Origin of the sequence: Winogradskyella damuponensis (assembly GCF_039538385.1) — a bacterium.
Classification (GTDB): Bacteria; Bacteroidota; Bacteroidia; order Flavobacteriales; family Flavobacteriaceae; genus Winogradskyella; species Winogradskyella damuponensis.
This window is the reverse complement of the sequence record NZ_BAABCB010000018.1, coordinates 229,552-245,007: the sequence shown is the minus strand read 5'-3', so window position 1 is coordinate 245,007 and position 15,456 is coordinate 229,552. Positions and strand designations below refer to the sequence as shown.

Genomic DNA, 15,456 nt, shown 5'->3' with positions numbered 1-15,456 from the left:
CTGAATTTAATCCTGAAGTTAAAACAGCTACAAAGGTGCTAATTAATTGGTTATTTTATGTTATTAAATTGATAATTTTTAGGCTACATTTTTAACAAAAACTCAACAGTATCTATATTGTCTGCATATTCCCAAAGCTGTGGCTTTTGAGTTTTACCAAAAATAATTTCATCAGTAGAAAAATTATTTGCGACAATACATTGTATTTTATCTGCATCTGTTTTTAATTTATGCTCTAAATCTGTTTTGTTATCATAATATTCATAAAATAGCGTTGCTATAGGTGAGGCATAGCTTTCGTCTTCCTTTATCATTAGGAAACCATTTTCTAACATATCAAATTCACTCATTAAATAGACAGCCTTGTTGTAGTCGTAATTATTTGCGTATTTAGATTCGTTAATAATAGGATGCCATTTGTAAACAGCATTAAAAAAGGCGTCAAAATTATAGTCTTTAGGTACAAATAACTTTGATACATTTCTGCAGCCTAAACCATAATATCTAAATATATCATGAGATAAGGCTTCTAGTTCTTCATTAGTTTCGTTACCTGTTAATATAGCAACCGAATTTCTGTTTTTTCTTATTATAGAAGGTTTGTCTTTAAAATAGTATTCAAAATAACGAGCCGTATTATCACTTCCTGTAGCGATAACGGCATCAAAGTTTTCTAGTTTTTCTTCAGTAAATTTGATTTTACCTTTAAAATTAGGTTCTATAACTTCTAAATATTTGGCTAAAAACGGTAATAAATGTTTGTCGTTAGAGGATTGTTTTACCAAGACATTATGACCGGAAATTAAGACAGATAAAAAATCGTGAAAACCAACCAATGGAATATTTCCTGCCATAATTATGGCTACAGTTTTGGGATTATTAATATTAAACTGATACTTTTCTATCCAGCGGTTAATGTTTTTGTTACTTAATACATTAGACCAGTTTTCTAAAGTAAATGTAATGTTTTGTTGTGTAAACCAGCCGTTGTGTTCTTGAGCCAATTTTATTTGGTGTTTAAATCCGTCAAAGAATAAATCGTTAGCTTCAATCTTATCGTTTTTGCTGATTTTATTTTGCTGAAATTGATTTATAAATTCGCCTAATTTTACAAAAGCGTTAATTCTTTGTTGTAAATCCATATACTGTTTGGTTATACGATGTTTTGGCTCTATTTTTGCAATTGCAAATTTACGCAATAAAGAGAAATGAGCTAAATAAAAGTTTTAGATTGTTGTTGAATTAATTTTTGATGCAGTCTTAAAATCGCTTAATTAGCTATAAAAATAATAGATTAAAATAATGTTATGGCAATAATAATCACAGATGAATGTATAAATTGTGGAGCGTGTGAGCCAGAATGTCCAAATACTGCTATTTATGAAGGTGCTGACGATTGGCGCTATTCCGATGGTACCAGCTTAAAAGGTAAGATAGTTTTAACAAACGGTAAAGAAGTGGACGCAGAAGAAACACAGGAACCTATAAGTGACGAAGTGTATTACATTGCACCAGATAAGTGTACGGAATGTATGGGCTTTCATGAAGAACCGCAATGTGCGGCTGTTTGTCCAGTAGACTGTTGTGTTCCGGATGAAGACCACGTAGAAACGGAAGAGCAGCTGTTAGGAAAACAACGTTTTATGCATCCTGATGGCCATTAATCGGTTTAACCATAGATATTATAAGAATCCTAAGTCTTTAGCTTGGGATTTTTTTTGCTTTTAAAAATTAAATAGTGCGACTGTATTGCTGTTGTATATAGATAAGCTAACTTCGCCTCATTGTGCTAAACATGTTTTAGTGCTTCATTATAAAAGGATACGTTCCATAAAAATTACTCATATAATATGACACAAACTGAATTCTTAGAAAAAAATGTATTTAACGATTTAGAAAATGTAAACGATGGATTTGATAGTGAATCTACACACTATTTTTCAGCATCAGATTTTGAAACCGTATTAAAGCGTGTAGAGCATTTTGGTATATCAGTTTATAAAATTGAGCCTTGGTTTGAATCAGAGGTATATGATGTTGCTAATCACGACGCTTTTAAAAAGAAAGCCACAGATTCTAAATGGTATGCTAAAGCATTCTCAGATTTTAAAAAACGCCAAGAAGGCTTGTTGTATTCTGCAACTTTTAAGGTGTCTAAAAAGCTGTTAGAGCGAGAGTAATATAATGTTATTTGTATTATTAATTGAGATGTAAATCCTGAGTTGTTAACTTGGGGTTTTTAATATTGTAGCTGTTAATTGTATGGGGTTTATATCTTTTTTTTAGCCCGTTTAATTAAGTGTTTATCCTAAAACGTTAGTAGTATTATTTATTTTTAAATTTATGACATATCAAGATGAATTTATTGTTTTCTGGGAACAGGTAAAAGAAAGTATAGCGGACTGTACTTTTGCAAAATTAACCATGGCTAAGACTATAGGTAAGCCTGAATTAAAGAATATATTTATTAGGCCAATATATTCTGATAGCGATTTTAAGGTTATGCTTAAATATAGTTTTAGACCAAGGGAAACTGAAGATATAGAGGAAGAACTTACTTTAGAAGATGCATTAGTTATTTTAAAATCACACTTAAAAAGCTCTTTTTTATCTGTTTTATTGTTTACAACAGAAAAGGATGTTGTTTTTAAGGTAAATAAAAAAGGTGTAGGGAGTATTACTGAGAGTTCGCCAACTTTTAAAAACGTAATACAAGCCTAGGGCTTCTTGAGAATATAATGTTGTAGAAGCGCAAGGTGTATAAAATCAAGGTGTTGCAGCCTGGTGTTTGTTTTGTTATGAGGGCCCTCTACATGTGTATTTAAGCTATCAATTATTCCAATAAAAATATATCTCAACTATTCTACGAATTACTTACATTTGCACTCGCAAAATTTGCGATTAAAAATTAACAAGATTCCCTTCTTTAAGGGAAGGCAAAACAAGTTTTTCGATGAAAGCTGGAATAGTAGGATTACCAAACGTAGGAAAGTCAACCTTATTTAACTGTTTATCTAACGCTAAAGCGCAAAGTGCTAACTTTCCGTTTTGTACTATAGAACCTAATATTGGTGTGGTAAATGTACCTGATCCTAGATTAGAGAAATTAGAAGAATTGGTGAATCCAGAGCGCGTATTACCAGCAACTGTAGAGATTGTTGATATTGCAGGTTTAGTAAAAGGTGCTAGTAAAGGTGAAGGATTAGGAAATCAATTCTTAGCTAACATTAGAGAAACTGATGCTATTTTACATGTTTTACGTTGTTTTGATAACGAAAACATTGTACATGTTGATGGTTCTGTAGATCCGATTAGAGATAAGGAAACCATTGATATGGAATTGCAGCTTAAAGATTTAGAAACTGCTGAAAAGAAACTAGATAAAGTTAAGCGTGCTGCCAAAACCGGAAATAAAGAAGCGCAGAAAGAAGAGGCCGTACTTTTAACTATAAAAGAAAAGCTTGAAGCTGGTATTTCAATTAGAGCGATAGAGTTTTCTGAAGAAGATTATGAAGATTACGTAAAGCCATCACAGTTTATTACAGATAAGCCAGTAATGTATGTGTGTAATGTAGATGAAGGTGCTGCAACTACAGGTAATGCTTATGTAGATAAAGTACGAGAGGCTGTAAAAGATGAAAATGCAGAAGTTTTAGTTTTAGCTGTTGGCACCGAAGCAGATATTAACGAATTAGACGACTACGAAGAGCGTCAAATGTTTTTAGCAGATATTGGATTAGAGGAGCCAGGTTCGGCAAAATTAATCCGTTCTGCATATAAATTATTAAATCAGCAAACCTATTTTACAGCAGGTGTAAAAGAAGTAAGAGCATGGACAGTTAATGTTGGAGCAACTGGTCCGCAGGCTGCAGGTGTTATTCATACCGATTTTGAAAAAGGATTTATTAGAGCTGAAGTTATTGCTTACGAAGACTACATTGCCTATGGCAGTGAAGCTAAAGTTAAAGAAGCTGGTAAAATGCGTGTAGAGGGTAAAAATTATATTGTTAAGGATGGTGATATAATGCACTTTTTATTTAACGTGTAAAGTTTGGCTCTTAGCTTTTAAGGCTTAGCTATTGGCTTTTTATGGTGTCTTCTTTTTAGTGTAGAGGATTTTGTTGGTGTTTTGTTTTTAAGCGTTATACGTCATTTTTTTTGCTGTTAGAAATGCGTTTTTAAAACAAAAAACTAAGGAATTATCTCAGATTTGACAAAACTGCTATGTTCTCAACAATATTAGGTGGTTATTGTTAATTACTTTACGCTATCCGTATTTCATTTTTTAAGGTATAATCTTATATTAGCGTTCCAACAAAAAAATTGACCTAAATTTTATGGCAGAACAGTCTAACTATACAGAAGATAACATACGCTCACTAGATTGGAAAGAACACATCCGAATGCGACCTGGTATGTATATCGGAAAGTTGGGTGATGGATCTTCTCCAGATGATGGTATCTATATTTTACTAAAAGAAGTTTTAGACAACTCTATTGATGAGTATGTCATGGGCGCAGGTAAGACTATAGAAATTTCTGTGCAAGGAGATCGTGTTATTGTTAGAGATTATGGTCGTGGTATTCCATTAGGAAAAGTGGTAGATGTGGTTTCTAAGATGAATACCGGTGGAAAGTACGATTCTAAAGCCTTTAAAAAATCTGTTGGTTTAAATGGTGTAGGTACTAAGGCGGTTAACGCTTTATCTTCTTATTTTAGAGTAGAGTCTACAAGAGATGGACGATCTGCTTCTGCGGAGTTTGAACAAGGAAACTTAACTCATCAAGAGTTGTTAGACGATACATCTAGACGAAAAGGAACTAAGGTTAGTTTTATTCCGGATGAAATCATCTTTAAAAAATACAAATACAGAAGCGAGTATATTGTTAAAATGCTTAAAAACTATGTGTATCTTAATCCAGGATTGACCATAGTTTTTAATGGAGAAAAATATTTTAGTGAAAATGGCTTAAAGGATTTATTATCTGAAAATATTAACGAATCAGATATGTTGTATCCTATTATCCATTTAAAAGGTGATGATATAGAAGTTGCTATAACACATAGCAAAACACAGTATAGCGAAGAGTATCATTCGTTTGTCAATGGTCAAAATACGACACAAGGTGGAACGCATTTAGCTGCTTTTAGAGAATCTTTGGTAAAAACGATACGAGAATTTTATGGCAAAAACTACGAAGCTTCAGATATTAGAAAATCTGTAGTTGCTGCAATTGCTATAAAAGTTATGGAGCCTGTTTTTGAAAGTCAGACTAAGACCAAATTAGGATCTACAGATATGGGCGGTGACTTGCCTACAGTAAGAACCTATATCAATGATTTTGTTAAAAAGTACTTAGATAATTTTTTACATAAGAATCCTGATTCAGCAGAAAAAATTCAACGTAAAATTCTTCAAGCAGAACGTGAGCGTAAAGAGTTATCTGGTATACGAAAACTAGCAAAAGATAGAGCAAAGAAAGCAAGTCTTCACAATAAAAAATTACGCGATTGCCGTGTGCATTTTGGAGATACTAAAAACGAACGCTATTTAGAAACAACCTTGTTTATAACAGAGGGGGATTCTGCATCTGGTAGTATAACAAAGTCGCGAGATGTAAATACACAAGCTGTTTTTAGTTTAAAAGGGAAGCCTCTAAATTGCTATGGATTGAGTAAAAAAATTGTTTATGAGAATGAAGAATTTAATTTGCTTCAAGCTGCGTTAAATATTGAAGAATCTCTAGAGGATTTACGCTATAACAACGTCGTTATTGCTACAGATGCCGATGTGGATGGTATGCACATTCGGTTGTTGTTAATTACGTTCTTTTTGCAATTCTTTCCAGAAGTTATAAAAGATGGACATCTTTATATTCTACAGACACCATTGTTTAGAGTGCGAAATAAAAAGGAAACTATTTATTGCTATTCAGAACAAGAGCGTAAAGATGCTATGGAAAAATTAAAACCAAAACCAGAAATCACTCGATTTAAAGGTTTGGGTGAAATTTCGCCAGATGAGTTTGTTCATTTTATTGGTGCGGATATTCGTTTAGATCCTGTAATGTTGGATAAAGACATGTCTATAGAAGAGTTATTGTCTTTCTACATGGGAAAAAATACACCTACACGTCAAGAATTTATTATTGACAATCTTAAAGTTGAATTAGATGTCGTAGAAGATACTATATGAGAACAGATAATAGAAAAGTAAAAAATACTATAATATCCTTATATTTTTTATTGGTCGTAGCAGCAGTTTTGTTAGGAACTGTGTTTAAGTCTATTGAATTATTTGAAGGAAGTTCATTTTATGTTATATTGGGGTTAATCGTTGCAGTAGTTATTGTACATTTTGTGGCCAGATATTTTGAGTACGATAGTGATGGTGCAAAAATTGTAATTACTAATAGTGGATTAATACTGACAGAATTCATTAATTACAGAGAAAACAAAGTTGAGATTTCTAAACATAAATTAATAGGTTTTAAGGTTCATGATTACATTGTATATAGCGTTTTAGTGATTGCTAAAGAGAATAGCGATGGAACAATATCTAAAGAGCGTTTTAATATAACATTGTTAAAACGAAAAAAATTAAAGTATGTAAAGCAGTCTTTAAGAAAGATTATAAAAGAAAACATAAAGCATAAAGTTGGATAGATGATAGAAGAACATGATGAGTTGTTAAATGAGGACGAAGGTAGCCAGGAAACCATTACCAAGGTTACTGGAATGTACAAGGAATGGTTTTTGGATTACGCTTCTTATGTCATATTAGAACGTGCTGTACCTGCCATTGAAGATGGTTTTAAACCTGTTCAGCGTCGTATAATGCATTCTATGAAAGATTTAGATGATGGTCGTTATAACAAAGTAGCGAACATTGTTGGTCATACTATGCAGTATCATCCGCATGGTGATGCTAGTATTGCTGATGCTATGGTGCAGATTGGTCAGAAAGATTTATTAATAGATACCCAAGGAAACTGGGGAAATATTTTAACGGGAGATCGTGCTGCAGCTTCAAGATATATTGAAGCTAGACTTTCTAAGTTTGCTTTAGATGTTGTTTATAATCCTAAGATTACCGAATGGCAAGCTTCTTATGATGGTAGGAGAAAAGAGCCTATTAATTTACCAGTTATGTTTCCTTTGCTTCTTGCACAAGGAGGAGAAGGAATTGCTGTAGGTTTGTCTACAAAGATTTTACCGCATAATTTTATTGAGCTTATTGATGCTTCTGTAAAACATCTTAAAGGAAAGCGCTTTACGTTATTGCCAGATTTTCCAACAGCTGGTATTGCAGATTTCACCAATTATAATGATGGTTTACGTGGAGGTAAGGTTAGAGTTAGAGCTCAAATTTCTCAACGTGATAAGAATACTTTAGTTATTACTGAAATTCCTTATGGTACTACAACATCGTCGCTTATAGACTCTATACTTAAGGCAAACGACAAGGGGAAAATTAAGATAAAAAAGATTGAAGATAATACAGCTGCTAATGTAGAGATTTTAATTCATTTGCCTTCAGGTTTGTCGCCCGACAAAACCATTGATGCATTGTATGCTTTTACGAGTTGTGAAACGTCAATTTCTCCATTGGGTTGTGTTATTGAAGATAACAAGCCGTATTTTGTTGGTGTCACAGAAATGTTGCGTCGCTCAACAGATAATACCGTTCAGCTTTTAAAAAGTGAATTAGAAATAAAACTTGGTGAGTTTGAAGAGCAATGGCACTTTGCGTCATTAGAGCGTATTTTTATTGAAAATAGAATCTATCGCGATATTGAAGAAGAAGAAACTTGGGATGGTGTTATAAATGCTATTGACAAAGGACTTCAGCCTCATATAAAACATTTAAAACGAAAAATTACAGTTGAAGATATTACGCGCTTAACCGAAATTAGAATTAAGCGTATTTCTAAATTTGATATTGATAAAGCACAGCAAAAAATAGATGCTTTAGAAGATCAAATAGCTGAAGTAAAACATCACTTAGCGAATCTAATTGATTACGCTATAGCTTATTTTGAACGTTTAAAAAAGGAATACGGAGAGGGTAAAGAGCGTAAAACAGAAATAAGAATTTTTGATGATGTAGATGCGACAAAGGTTGTTATTAGGAATACAAAACTTTATGTAAATAGAGAAGAAGGTTTTATTGGTACGTCATTGAGACGCGATGAATACGTGTGCGACTGCAGTGATATAGATGATATTATTGTGTTTACCAAAGAGGGTAAGATGATGGTTACCAAAGTAGATTCTAAAACTTTTATAGGTAAAAACATTATTCATGTTGCTGTATTTAAGAAGAAAGATAAGCGTACCATTTATAATATGATTTATCGCGATGGTAAAAGTGGGCCTTCTTACGTAAAACGATTTGCGGTAACGAGTATGACTAGAGATCGTGAGTACGATTTAACTAACGGTAGTAAAGGTTCTGTATTATGGTATTTTTCTGCCAATCCTAATGGTGAAGCCGAAGTAGTAACAATAATGTTGCGACAAGTAGGAAGTATTAAGAAGTTAAAATGGGATTTAGATTTTGCAGATATTCTTATCAAAGGGAGGGCATCTAAAGGAAATCAAGTTACTAAATATGCTATTAAGCGTGTGGAGCTTAAAGAAAAAGGAGTATCTACCTTAAAGCCGCGCAAAATTTGGTTTGACGATACAGTGCAGAGGTTAAATGTTGATGGAAGAGGTGAATTGATAGGTGAGTTTAGAGGAGAAGATAGGCTTCTTGTTATCAATCAATCTGGAGTGGTTAAAACTATTATACCAGAATTGACGACGCATTTTGATAGTGATATGATTGTCTTAGAAAAATGGATTCCTAAAAAACCAATATCGGCCATTTATTATGATGGAGAAAAGGAGCGTTACTATGTAAAACGTTTTATAATAGAACAAGAAGGAAGAGAAGAGTCTTTTATTTCGGATCACTCGGATTCGCAATTAGAGATCGTTTCAACAGACTGGAGGCCAATGGTAGAGGTGGAATTCACTAAAGAGCGTGGTAAAGACCGAAAACCAAATATGGAGGTGAATCTTGAAGAGTTTATTTCTATAAAAGGTATTACGGCATTAGGAAATCAGTTGACAAAAGATAAAATTAATCAGATAAACTTGTTAGAAGCATTGCCTTATGAGGCTCCAGAAGAAGTGCATGCAGATGAGTTAGAGGTGGTTGATGAAGAAACAGTTTCTGAAAATTTACAAGCTGAAGGCTCAAAAACGGATACTAAACAAAAGTCAAATAGCGCATCTCAAGATGACGACGATGATATAGATGTTGATGATACAGGGCAAGCTAAGCTCTTCTAAGACTTAATTTGTTTATTAAGAGTTTTTTATTTTTTTTGTTTTAGAATCGTTGAACTAGCTAAAACTGCAACCCTATTGTGAAATTTTGGGTGTTAATGGTTTGGCTGAGAGTTACATCTGTAATTATTGAGTTAATAAATAATAATCTTTATTCTAATGATTACCTATTGAGTATTATATTCTTTTTGTTGGAGTCGGGGTTTGATTAACTCTATAAAAAAAAACAACTAAAAATTACAATTATTGTTATGTTGCAATAGTATGCAGTTTCTGTTGCTGCTTTGTGATGTATTTTTAAGAAACAACTTGTTGTGGTATTTATCAAACGTTTTGTCTATTTGCGAAATGTGATGTTGAAACTAAAAAAAAAGACAAGTGTAGGGTTAATCTATTTTAAAGGCCACTCCTTTTTCTATGTTTAATGGTTTGTTTGGTCGTTTTACAGCAAGCTTGTATTCAAACATATAAGAATCTTCTGTTGTAGAGAGGATTTTCATATGAATGGCGTTTTTTTCAGAATTATTGGTAGGGTGAAGTTTCTTAAGGATAAATTCACAATCATTAATCCAGCGAATAGATGAAGAGTCTGCTACTTCTTCATGATAATCAATGTTAAAGTGTTCTGTTCGTTTAAAACGAGAGGTTTTCTCAACACCATCAATAGTGTAGGTAAATTCAAAGGTACCTGTTTTAAAATCTGTACAATTGCGCTCTATAGTATAGCAGCTTGTTAAAAGTAATAATAACAAAAGTGAGGAAAAATGCTTCATTTAAAATCTTTTTTCAAAGATAATGAATAGTGCAATTAGTTTTAAGGCTTATAACTTTTAAAAGTACCGTCTTTATAAAAGATAACAATTTTTTCAATTTCAGAATTAGAGTTAGGGATCGAAACTGGGATTTGTGGTTTTGCAATAGGTTGTTCGGTTATGTTTGAGTTTGGTGATTCTGAAATTTTAGGCTCATTAGGAAAATGACCTTTGCCATTCATTAGCCAATATAGTTCTACTTCAGGATAGGAGTGAAGCACCTTCATTACAAAGTCTAAACTTGGCTTATTTCTACCAGACAAAATATGAGAAATACTAGAGCGCTGTACTCCGATTTTTTCAGCAAAACTAGATGCTGTTTCACTGTAAAAATCCATGACCTTCTGTAGGCGTTGTGTAAATTCTGATGAGTTTATCATTGTAAACCTTAGATTTGTTTTTGTGATGTTACAAATGTAATCAATAGTATTGTAATTGTAGCTAAAGGTTCTGTTTATATTTTATTATAGTTAAACTTTAGGTTTGATTTTGTGTGTTATATTACTGATAATATGTTAATTGAGATGAAAATATATTGTTTATTGAATTATTTTCAAAAAGCATATAAATAGCTGTGTCTTTTCTAATACTATCTGTTTAACATTGTAACAAAAATCAGAATAATTACTGTTTACAAATGTAAAATTTCAAATGATTACATTTGTAACATCAAAATAATGATATGAATTTAGAGCTTTTAAATGATGTGTTTTCTTCTGTAAAAACAACAGAATTATATGGTCGTTATATAACCAATTCTGATATAGAAAAGTGTTTAGAAAAATTACCAAAATCTAAGATTTCTACGCTTGGATATTCTGTTGAAAAACGACCAATCTACAGTTTGAAATTTGGGCATGGACCAATCAAAATTTTATTATGGTCTCAAATGCACGGAAACGAATCGACATCTACTAAGGCGCTTTTTGATTGTTTTAATTTGTTTGAAACTGAAAATAATTTCACAAAAGGTATATTAGAGCAATGTACGTTGGTGGTTATTCCTATATTAAATCCTGATGGAGCTGAAAAATACACGCGTTTAAATGCGAATCTAGTAGACTTAAACAGGGACGCACAAAATTTATCTCAGCCAGAAAGTAAGATTTTACGTCAGGCTTATGACGATTTTATGCCAAATTATTGTTTTAACCTTCATGGACAGCGTACTATTTTTAGTGCTGGAGAAAAAAACAACGTTGCTACACTTTCATTTTTATCACCTTCGCAAGATGAAGAGCGTTCTTTAACAGATAATAGAAAGGTGGCTATGGCTATTATTGCAGAGATAAATACTGTACTTCAAAATGAGATTCCAAATGGGATTGGGCGTTATGATGATGGTTTTAGTCTTAGTTGTGTTGGTGATACCTTTCAAAATTTAGGCGTGCCAACATTGCTTTATGAAGCTGGTCATTATACAAATGATTATGAAAGGGAAGAGGTGAGGCGTTTAATGTTTATTGCTATTTTGTCAGGATTGTTTACGATTGCTAAGGGTGTTGCTATTGGAGGTTATAAGAGTTATTTTGATATTCCTGAAAATGCAAAATGTTTTTATGATATTATTATTAGGGATACGAAATTAAAAGCAGGAAACACCGATTTAATAGATGTAGCTATTCAATATGAAGAAGTGTTGGTGGACAAAAAACTGCATTTTGTTCCTAAAATAGTAAAATTAGAAAAACTGCTTAATCATTTTGGTCATAAAGAAGTTGATGCAAAAGGTAGGGTTTTTAAAACTACAGGAAATTCGGAATTAATTTTGGGTAACGAAATCGTTTTCGCAATGTTAAATAATGAGGAAATCTTATTGAAACCTTAAAATAATTCAATTTTTATGCAATATCGTTAGTGTAAATGTTCTATTTTTGCATTTACTTTAAAGATTATATGATTATGGCAAAATTTAAATTAGATGAGATTGACCACCAAATTCTCGATATGCTTATTGATAATACACGTATTCCATTTACAGATATTGCGAAAAAATTATTGATTTCTGCTGGTACTGTTCATGTGCGTGTTAAAAAAATGGAAGAAGCGGGAATTATTAAAGGTTCTTCTTTAACATTAGATTATCAAAAATTAGATTATTCGTTTATTGCATATGTAGGAGTTTTTCTTCAAAATACATCGCAAACTAAGTTTGTTTTAGAGCGAATTAACAATATACCTTATGTGACAGTTGCTCATATTACCACAGGGAAATTTAATATCTTCTGTAAGATTAGAGCTAAAGATACTATGCATGCTAAAGAAATTATCTTTATGTTAGATGATATAGAAGGTGTTTACAGAACTGAAACTATGATTTCTTTAGAAGAAAGTCTTAATGATAAAAAACGTTTAATGCATACCATTTTTAATGAGTTGTAATTAAAACAATAAAATATACAAAAGCCCTTAGTTAGTTTACGAAGGGCTTTTTTAATTTATATAATTATGATTTCTAATACACTTAATAATAACGAATATGACATGTATTATAAATGGTATATTGATAATGCCACAAGCATAGATATCATTGAGGGTTTAGAACAAAATTTAGATTCTGTAGTGTTGTTTTATTCGGGCTTAGCGCAAGACAAGCATAATTACGCTTACGCAGAAGGGAAATGGACTCCCAAGGATGTGTTACTTCATATTATAGATACTGAACGTGTTTTTGCATATAGAGCATTACGAATAGCGCGAGAGGATAAAACGCCATTGGCCGGGTATGAACAAGACGACTATGCTATTACAGCTAACGCAAGCAAACGCTCTTTAGTTAACATAATAGATGAGTATAAGGCTGTAAGGCAGGCTTCTATAGCGTTGTATAGAAGTTTTGATTCAGCTGCTTTAGAACAAGTGGGTGAGGCGAGTGGCTGTCCTATTTCTGTGAGGGCAATAGGATATATTTTAACAGGTCATGAAAATCACCATACTCAAATTGTAAAAGACCGTTATCTCTAATGAGCATAATAATCAAAAGCTTCTAAAATAAGGTCGTTGTGAACTACACAGTCTGTTTTGGGTTTGCCAATGGCTTCAAGTAATACAAATTTTACAACGCCATAACTATTCTTTTTGTCGTACTGTAATAGATCTATGATTACTTTTTGGTCGTTTTTATTGATTTCAACTTTAGAGAATGTTTTGAGTATTCCTGAAGAAATTATCTCAAATTCTTCTTGGCTTAAGCCGCATATTTTAGTTGATAGGTAGCTTTCTAATAGCATGCCTATTGCAATAGCTTCTCCGTGTAATAATGGTGTCTTATCTGCGTTTTCTAGAAAGTAGCTTTCAATTGCGTGACCTAAAGTATGACCAAAATTTAGAATTTTTCTTAGGCCTTTCTCTGTTGGGTCAGATGTTACCACTTCATTTTTGATGATGATAGAGTCATAAATCAATTGGTCTAAATCAGAAATGTCTAATTTTTCAAGATGTGTTAAGGTGCTCCAGTAGGTTTTATCGTAAATTAAACCATGTTTTAGCATTTCTGCGAAACCAGAAACCATTTCATTTTGAGGTAAAGTATCTAAGTAAGAGGTGTCAACTCCAACCATTACTCCTTCATTTATAATTCCTATTTGATTTTTTAAGGCGCCTAAATCAACTCCCGTTTTTCCTCCAACTGAAGCATCTACCATGGCTAATAGTGTTGTTGGAATGTTTATGTAAGCGATGCCTCGCATGTATGTACTTGCTACAAAACCACCCAAATCTGTAACAACTCCTCCTCCTAAGTTAATTAATAAACTTTTGCGATCTGCGTTATATTCAGATAGAGCTTCCCAAACACCTGTACAGATATCTATGGTTTTGTGGTCTTCACCATTTGGTATTTCCATGACTTCAATGACTATGTCGCCAGACTCTATGCGTTCCAAAAACGCAGGTAAACAATAGTCGTGAGTATTGGTGTCTACAAGAATAAATATCTTGGAAGGTTTGTCGGTTTTTAGGTAATTATTTAACGCTGTATAGACTTCAGAATTAAAAAAAACTGTGGCATTTTTTGTAGAAATAGAATCCATTTTAAAATATCTAAATTGATGATGTGAAAATACTTCCTTTTTCAGAAAAAGTAAATGATTAATAAATATATTTGTACATATATTATTTAGCTAATGATTGATCGCTCACTCTTTGAAAATACAGAGACTGCCTTTGAATTAAAGTCGGACTCAGAATTAGAACGTGCCTACTTTTTATTTAAAATGATATCATCTGAACCTTTGGTTCGTATTGGTACGGCTGCAACAAACTTTGCTTTAAAAGCGCATTTACCCGTAGAAAAATTAATTAGAGCTACTGTCTTTGACCATTTTTGTGGTGGAGTTAATGAAGATGACTGCTTGCCAGTAATAGATAAGCTTTATACAAAAGGAGTGAGTTCGGTTCTGGATTATTCTGTAGAAGGTAAATCTGTAGAAAATCAATTTGATAATGCGCTAGCAAAAATATTGAAGATTATAAACTTCTGTGATGAACGGGAAGCAATGCCAATAGTGGTGTTTAAACCAACAGGTTTTGGTCGGTTTTTATTGTATCAGAAAAAAACAGAAGGTGTTGTTTTAACAAGTGAAGAAGAGGCTGAATGGGGTAGAATAGTAGGAAGGTTTGATGCTGTTTGTAAATTAGCCAAGGAAAAAGATGTTGAAGTTTTAATTGATGGGGAAGAAAGTTGGATGCAAGATGCTGCAGATGATTTGGTAGAAGAAATGATGCGTCGCTATAATAAAGATGTTGCTGTAGTTTATAATACTTTACAGTTGTATCGTTGGGATCGTTTAGATTATTTAAAGCAATTGCATAAACGTGCTAAAGCAGACGGTTTTAAAATTGGAATGAAGATTGTTAGAGGAGCATATATGGAGAAGGAGCGCGAACGTGCTTTGGATAAAGGATATGATTCGCCAATTTGTGAAAATAAAAAAGCGACTGACGATAATTTTGATGAAACCTTAAATTATATACTTCAAAATTTAAAAGATATATCAGTTTTTATCGGTACACATAATGAATTAAGTTGCTACTTAGCTATGGATCTTATGAAAACTCATAACATTTCTAAAGAAGATAATAGGATATGGTTTGGGCAGTTATTTGGTATGAGTGATCATATTAGCTTTAATTTGGCGGCTCAAGGTTATAATGTAGCAAAGTATATTCCGTTTGGACCGGTAAAAGATGTGATGCCTTATTTAATTAGAAGGGCAGAGGAAAACACTTCAGTTTCGGGGCAAACGAGTAGAGAGTTATCATTATTAAAAACGGAACGAAAACGACGAAAATTGTAAACTTTTG

The 15,456-nt window shown here is 32.6% G+C and carries 15 protein-coding genes; 11 read left to right on the top strand and 4 right to left on the bottom strand.

The window, feature by feature from the left end; translation table 11 throughout:
• Positions 1-83: 83 nt before the first annotated feature.
• Positions 84-1,142, bottom strand: a complete 1,059-nt coding sequence (locus ABD730_RS09715) for an acyl-CoA reductase (protein WP_344714230.1) — start codon at positions 1,140-1,142, stop codon at positions 84-86.
• A gap of 165 nt (positions 1,143-1,307) precedes the next feature.
• Here ABD730_RS09715 and ABD730_RS09710 point away from each other — a divergent pair, with 165 nt between their 5' ends.
• From ABD730_RS09710 to ABD730_RS09680, 7 genes are all read left to right on the top strand, one after another.
• Positions 1,308-1,664, top strand: a complete 357-nt coding sequence (locus ABD730_RS09710; protein ID WP_215925755.1) for a 4Fe-4S dicluster domain-containing protein — start codon at positions 1,308-1,310, stop codon at positions 1,662-1,664.
• Between the two features lie 186 nt (positions 1,665-1,850).
• A complete protein-coding gene (locus ABD730_RS09705) occupies positions 1,851-2,180 on the top strand; it encodes a hypothetical protein (protein WP_344714227.1) in 330 nt (109 codons plus the stop codon).
• 163 nt (positions 2,181-2,343) lie between these two features.
• Entirely contained in the window at positions 2,344-2,721 is a 378-nt protein-coding gene (locus ABD730_RS09700) for a hypothetical protein (RefSeq protein ID WP_334469309.1), read from the top strand.
• A 232-nt stretch (positions 2,722-2,953) separates the two neighbouring features.
• On the top strand, positions 2,954-4,048 hold the full coding sequence (gene ychF / locus ABD730_RS09695) for a redox-regulated ATPase YchF (protein WP_334469307.1): 1,095 nt from the start codon (positions 2,954-2,956) through the stop codon (positions 4,046-4,048).
• 289 nt (positions 4,049-4,337) lie between these two features.
• Positions 4,338-6,197, top strand: a complete 1,860-nt coding sequence (locus ABD730_RS09690; RefSeq protein WP_334469305.1) for a DNA topoisomerase IV subunit B — start codon at positions 4,338-4,340, stop codon at positions 6,195-6,197.
• Positions 6,194-6,667, top strand: a complete 474-nt coding sequence (locus ABD730_RS09685) for a hypothetical protein (RefSeq protein WP_334469303.1) — start codon at positions 6,194-6,196, stop codon at positions 6,665-6,667. Before ABD730_RS09690 ends, ABD730_RS09685 begins: the two co-directional genes overlap by 4 nt.
• Positions 6,668-9,343, top strand: a complete 2,676-nt coding sequence (locus ABD730_RS09680; protein WP_344714224.1) for a DNA gyrase/topoisomerase IV subunit A — start codon at positions 6,668-6,670, stop codon at positions 9,341-9,343.
• Positions 9,344-9,726: 383 nt separating this feature from the next.
• On the opposite strand, the gene ABD730_RS09675 is transcribed toward ABD730_RS09680, so the two are convergent.
• Together ABD730_RS09675 and ABD730_RS09670 are read right to left on the bottom strand one after the other, a co-directional pair.
• The gene (locus tag ABD730_RS09675; protein ID WP_344714222.1) at positions 9,727-10,113 is read right to left on the bottom strand and encodes a hypothetical protein; all 387 of its coding nucleotides are present in this window, start codon (positions 10,111-10,113) and stop codon (positions 9,727-9,729) included.
• Positions 10,114-10,154: 41 nt separating this feature from the next.
• On the bottom strand, positions 10,155-10,532 hold the full coding sequence (locus ABD730_RS09670) for a helix-turn-helix domain-containing protein (protein WP_344714220.1): 378 nt from the start codon (positions 10,530-10,532) through the stop codon (positions 10,155-10,157).
• Positions 10,533-10,834: 302 nt separating this feature from the next.
• On the opposite strand from ABD730_RS09670, the gene ABD730_RS09665 reads away from it, so the two are divergent.
• From ABD730_RS09665 to ABD730_RS09655, 3 genes are all read left to right on the top strand, one after another.
• On the top strand, positions 10,835-11,980 hold the full coding sequence (locus ABD730_RS09665; RefSeq protein ID WP_344714218.1) for a M14 family zinc carboxypeptidase: 1,146 nt from the start codon (positions 10,835-10,837) through the stop codon (positions 11,978-11,980).
• Between the two features lie 74 nt (positions 11,981-12,054).
• Positions 12,055-12,534 carry an Lrp/AsnC family transcriptional regulator gene (locus ABD730_RS09660; protein WP_215925742.1) on the top strand — a complete coding sequence of 160 codons (480 nt, stop codon included), beginning with the start codon at positions 12,055-12,057 and terminating at the stop codon, positions 12,532-12,534.
• Positions 12,535-12,600: 66 nt separating this feature from the next.
• On the top strand, positions 12,601-13,116 hold the full coding sequence (locus ABD730_RS09655) for a DinB family protein (RefSeq protein ID WP_334469292.1): 516 nt from the start codon (positions 12,601-12,603) through the stop codon (positions 13,114-13,116).
• Here the strand turns inward: ABD730_RS09655 and aroB are convergent.
• Positions 13,113-14,183 (bottom strand): 3-dehydroquinate synthase, encoded by a 1,071-nt coding sequence (gene aroB, locus ABD730_RS09650; RefSeq protein ID WP_344714215.1) that lies wholly within the window; start codon positions 14,181-14,183, stop codon positions 13,113-13,115. The genes ABD730_RS09655 and aroB overlap by 4 nt on opposite strands.
• Positions 14,184-14,276: 93 nt before the next feature.
• Here aroB and ABD730_RS09645 point away from each other — a divergent pair, with 93 nt between their 5' ends.
• Positions 14,277-15,449, top strand: a complete 1,173-nt coding sequence (locus ABD730_RS09645; RefSeq protein WP_344714213.1) for a proline dehydrogenase family protein — start codon at positions 14,277-14,279, stop codon at positions 15,447-15,449.
• Positions 15,450-15,456 lie beyond the last annotated feature (7 nt).